The 4,127-nt window shown below is 59.0% G+C and carries 5 protein-coding genes and 1 pseudogene; 1 reads left to right on the top strand and 5 read right to left on the bottom strand.

Going from position 1 to position 4,127, the window contains the following annotated elements; all coding sequences use genetic code 11:
• Nucleotides 1-8: 8 nt before the first annotated feature.
• The 5 genes from ACXRVY_RS18995 to hemJ form a co-directional block, all read right to left on the bottom strand.
• Nucleotides 9-347, bottom strand: a complete 339-nt coding sequence (locus ACXRVY_RS18995; protein ID WP_007906873.1) for a histidine triad nucleotide-binding protein — start codon at nucleotides 345-347, stop codon at nucleotides 9-11.
• An 80-nt stretch (nucleotides 348-427) separates the two neighbouring features.
• On the bottom strand, nucleotides 428-1,216 hold the full coding sequence (locus tag ACXRVY_RS18990) for an SDR family NAD(P)-dependent oxidoreductase (protein WP_223456986.1): 789 nt from the start codon (nucleotides 1,214-1,216) through the stop codon (nucleotides 428-430).
• A 61-nt stretch (nucleotides 1,217-1,277) separates the two neighbouring features.
• The gene (locus ACXRVY_RS18985; protein WP_458237982.1) at nucleotides 1,278-2,243 is read right to left on the bottom strand and encodes a DUF805 domain-containing protein; all 966 of its coding nucleotides are present in this window, start codon (nucleotides 2,241-2,243) and stop codon (nucleotides 1,278-1,280) included.
• A 93-nt stretch (nucleotides 2,244-2,336) separates the two neighbouring features.
• On the bottom strand, nucleotides 2,337-3,305 hold the full coding sequence (locus ACXRVY_RS18980; RefSeq protein ID WP_458237981.1) for an NAD(P)H-dependent flavin oxidoreductase: 969 nt from the start codon (nucleotides 3,303-3,305) through the stop codon (nucleotides 2,337-2,339).
• Between the two features lie 33 nt (nucleotides 3,306-3,338).
• Complete coding sequence (gene hemJ, locus ACXRVY_RS18975) at nucleotides 3,339-3,770, bottom strand: protoporphyrinogen oxidase HemJ (protein ID WP_458237980.1); 432 nt, start codon at nucleotides 3,768-3,770, stop codon at nucleotides 3,339-3,341.
• Nucleotides 3,771-3,905: 135 nt separating this feature from the next.
• On the opposite strand from hemJ, the pseudogene ACXRVY_RS18970 reads away from it, so the two are divergent.
• Nucleotides 3,906-4,127, top strand: a pseudogene (locus ACXRVY_RS18970) (N-acetyl-gamma-glutamyl-phosphate reductase); the annotation flags it as partial.

Here is a 4,127-nt window from a genome sequence, read left to right as displayed (position 1 = left end):
GGCAGTAATCAGCCCGGCGGCCAGTGCATCTGGCGCTGACCCAGCACGTGCATATGAATGTGGTAGACGGTTTGCCCACCCAGTTCATTGCAGTTCATGACCACCCGGAAACCTTCTTCACAGCCCAACTCCAGAGCCAGACGCTGCGCGGTGAACAGAATATGCCCGGCCAGCGCCTTGTCGTCCTCGGTCAGGTCGTTCAAGGTGCGAACCGGTTTTTTCGGGACCACCAGGAAATGTACCGGTGCCTGTGGGGCAATGTCGTGGAAGGCCAGTACCTGGTCGTCCTCGTAAATGATCTTCGCCGGGATTTCCCGGTTGATGATCTTGGTGAACAGAGTATCCACAGCTGTTTTCTCCGTTGTTTGGGCTGGGCTGAGTGTACTCATGGCGTATGCCTGCGCCCAGCCTTTTACCTTGAGTTGGATCAGCGCGGGCAGTACGCCTTGTTGATCATGCCGGCGATGGTGCGAGTCAGCCAGCGCGCGCCGAGCCGCGGCAGGAAGGCGAGCCAGCGGTTGCGCCGCCCGGGAATAATGATCGCTTTATTCTTTTCCAATGCGCGCACGGTGTAGAGCGCCACTTCCTCGGGGCTCATCAACAGTTTGCTGTTGGTCAGTTTGTCGCTGTCGAGTTGTGCAGTACGGAAAAACGCCGTGCGGGTCGGCCCGGGGCAGAGCACCGAAACCTTGATCGCACATTTTTTCAGCTCGACGCGTAATCCTTCGGAAAAGTGCAGCACATATGCCTTGCTGGCGTAATAAGTGCTCATCCACGGACCGGGTTGAAACGCTGCCACCGAGGCCACATTCAGAATCTGCCCACCGCCTTGCAGGGCCATGCTGTTGCCGATGGCGTGGCACAGGCGGGTGAGGGCGAGGATGTTCACTTCGATCAGGTCTTGCTCGGTCATCCAGTCCTGGGCCAGAAACGGGCCGCATGTACCGATACCGGCGCAGTTGACCAACAGATCGATCTGCCGGTCGCCTTCTTCCAGTTCCAGCAGGAACCCGGACAGGCGCAGCGGTTCGCCCAGGTCGCAGGCGCGGAACAGCACTTCCACGCCGAACCTCTGGGTCAGTTCAATCGCAATGCTTTCCAGCTGATCACGTTGTCGGGCCACCAGAATCAGGCTGCGGCCGCGCCGGGCCAGCGCTTCGGCCATCGCCAGGCCGATGCCGCTGGAGGCGCCAGTGATCAGAGCGTAACGGGTCATGCAGTTCTCCATCGCAACAGCTCCGCGCCGCGACGCAGGTGTCACGGGCCAGGAGCGCTGTTCATTCTTTCGCAGAGTCTACAGGGGGCTGGGCCTCTTCGGCTGCATCGTCGGTGGAATTTGGCGCCGGTACGACTTCGACGTCGATTTCATCGGTGGTGACCGAACTGCTTTCGTAGCTGCTCTGGGCGGCGCTTTTGTATTCTTCCCGTATCGCCGTGAGACCACCGGCCAGCGAGCCGAACAGAACCAGCGCGATAACGATCAGCCACAGCGAAGACAATACCTTGACCGCGGTACTGTTCGGCGGAGGCGGCGGGCCGTAGGGGTTGGCTGTGTCGTTGCCCGGTACGACCATGATCACGAATGGAAAGAAACTGCCAACAAATGGCACCAGGTTCAGCAGCCACAGCCAGCCGGACCAGCCGACATCGTGCAAGCGTTGAACGGTGATCTGGATGCTGACGAATATAAATCCGGCGAAGAGGATCAAGGCCAGCAAGGCGCCCAATGTCAGGCCACCGGTCGAATCCGAGCCAATGAGGCCCAGAGCGAGCAATGCAAACGCCCCGCAAACAGCCATGAGGACCAGTGTCAGCACCAGCGTCCAGGCGAGGTAGCGCAAGCGGCCGATACGGCCATCGAAACTGAATGGCTTGAGCGTGGCGAATTCCGCCATGGCTTCGCCGACGGGTGCGCGAGGCGGCGCGTAAGGGGACTGCGGATCTGCCAAGGCCGCCTGGCTGCTGGCCGGAGTATGGTCATGAACGTCGGCGAGGTTCAGTTCGATCGGCGTTTCGGCTTCGATGCGGGCGTCGATACCGGTTTTGCTCAGTGCCTGGAGATAGATCTGGGCATCGGCTTGCGACAGGTTGCGTTTGAGCGCTACCGGACGTCCGGTAAACAGGCGCTCGATGGCTGAGACATCACTTTTGAACAGCTCGGCGAGATTGAGCTTTGCCGTGGTGATGTCGACACCGGGCAGCAAGGCGCCCTCGAATACGATCTTGAAATGGTTTTCGCCCATGTGCGAAGCATCCTTGTCGCGAGAGGTTGAAAGAAGAATGTTGTGCCTGGGCCAGTGTAAGGCCAGCCGGGAAAGACTGGCCAAGGTTTGCTGTCAGCGCGGCCAGCGTTTGGTCAACTGAGCAGCCTGCTCCAGGGCCGTGCGGTACTCCGCGTCGAGACGTGCAATCAACTGTTCGACGCTCGGCAAGTCTTCGATTTCTCCCACACCMTGGCCTGCGGACCAAACGGTTTTCCAGGCTTTGGCCTCATCGCTCACGGGTTTGAGCCTGGAACCGAAGTTGATCTCGCCCTTGCCTTGCAAGGCGGCCATGTCGAAACCGGCGGCCTCAAGGCTCTGGCGCATGAAACTCGCGGGGACACCTGACACGGCTGGAGTATGGATGATGTCTGCCGCTTTGGATGTCAGCAGCATTTCTTTGTAGGCGTCGGGCGCGTGACTTTCGGTCGTGCCGATAAATCGTGTGCCAAAGTAGGCCAAATCCGCGCCGAGCAGTTGGGCGGCAAGAATTTCGTGGCCATGGTTCAAGCAGCCGGCCAGCAACAAGGTCTTGTCGAAGAACTGGCGGATTTCGGCAATCAGCGAGAACGGGCTCCAGGTCCCTGCGTGTCCACCGGCGCCGGCGGCCACGGCGATCAAGCCATCCACGCCTGCTTCGGCCGCTTTCTCGGCGTGACGACGAGTTGTCACGTCATGGAACACCAGGCCGCCGTAGCTGTGCACCGCGTCTACCAATTCTTTCACGGCACCAAGACTGGTGATCACGATCGGTACTTTGTGTTCGACGCAGATCTCAAGATCCGCCTGTAAACGAGGATTGCTGTTGTGGACAATCAGGTTCACGGCGTAAGGCGCGGGGTTTTCCAGTGTCGCCAGCCCGGCTTCGATTTCTTCCAGCCAGGCCTTGAAACCACTGCTTTCGCGCTGGTTCAACGCTGGAAAGCTGCCGACCACGCCCTGGCGACAACAGGCGAGTACCAATTGCGGATTGGAAATCAGGAACATCGGCGCTGCCACTACAGGCAGACGCAAACTTTGTTCGAGCAGAGCGGGTAGCGACATTGGAAGTACCCCGGTGAGTTGTGCCTGTTGGATTTAGAACGGCCGAACGACGACCAGAATTACGATTGCCAGCAATATCAGAACCGGAACCTCATTGAACCAGCGATAAAAGACATGGCTGCGGGTGTTTTCGCCACGGGCAAAACGTTTTACCTGTGCGCCGCACATGTGGTGGTAGCCGATCAGAATCACCACCAGCGTCAGCTTGGCGTGCATCCAGCCACCCTGAGTGAAATACGCACTCGGGTTGAGGCTGATCAGCCAGCCGCCGAAGATCAGCGTAGCGATCATTGCCGGCCCCATGATGCCGCGATACAGCTTGCGCTCCATGACGCTGAAGCGTTCCTTGCTGATCGTGTCTTCACTTTGTGCGTGATAAACTAACAGTCGTGGCAGGTAGAACAGGCCGGCAAACCAGCACACGACGCTGATGATGTGAAGCGCTTTGAGCCACGGATAGAGCATTTTTAGTTATTCCAGGATTCACGTTAGCCGCAATAGTAGAGGCTTGACGCTCCGCACGTCACCTTGACGGTTGTCGCAGGGGCGCGCGGCCCCTATTATCGACGGCTTTCCAGTGGGTTCGTTGAGGGCAGGTTTATGGTCAAGGTCGGTATCGTCGGCGGCACGGGTTACACCGGTGTCGAACTGCTGCGTCTGTTGGCGCAACATCCGCAAGCTGAGGTGGTTGTCATCACTTCCCGATCCGAGGCTGGCCTGGCCGTGGCCGACATGTACCCGAACCTGCGAGGCCATTACGATGGCCTGGCGTTCAGTGTTCCGGACATCAAGACCCTGGGTGCCTGTGATGTGGTGTTCTTC

The organism is Pseudomonas sp. P5_A2_2 (assembly GCF_054177685.1).
Note: the sequence above shows the minus strand (reverse complement) of the source record. Positions and strands in the feature narration are given on the sequence as shown.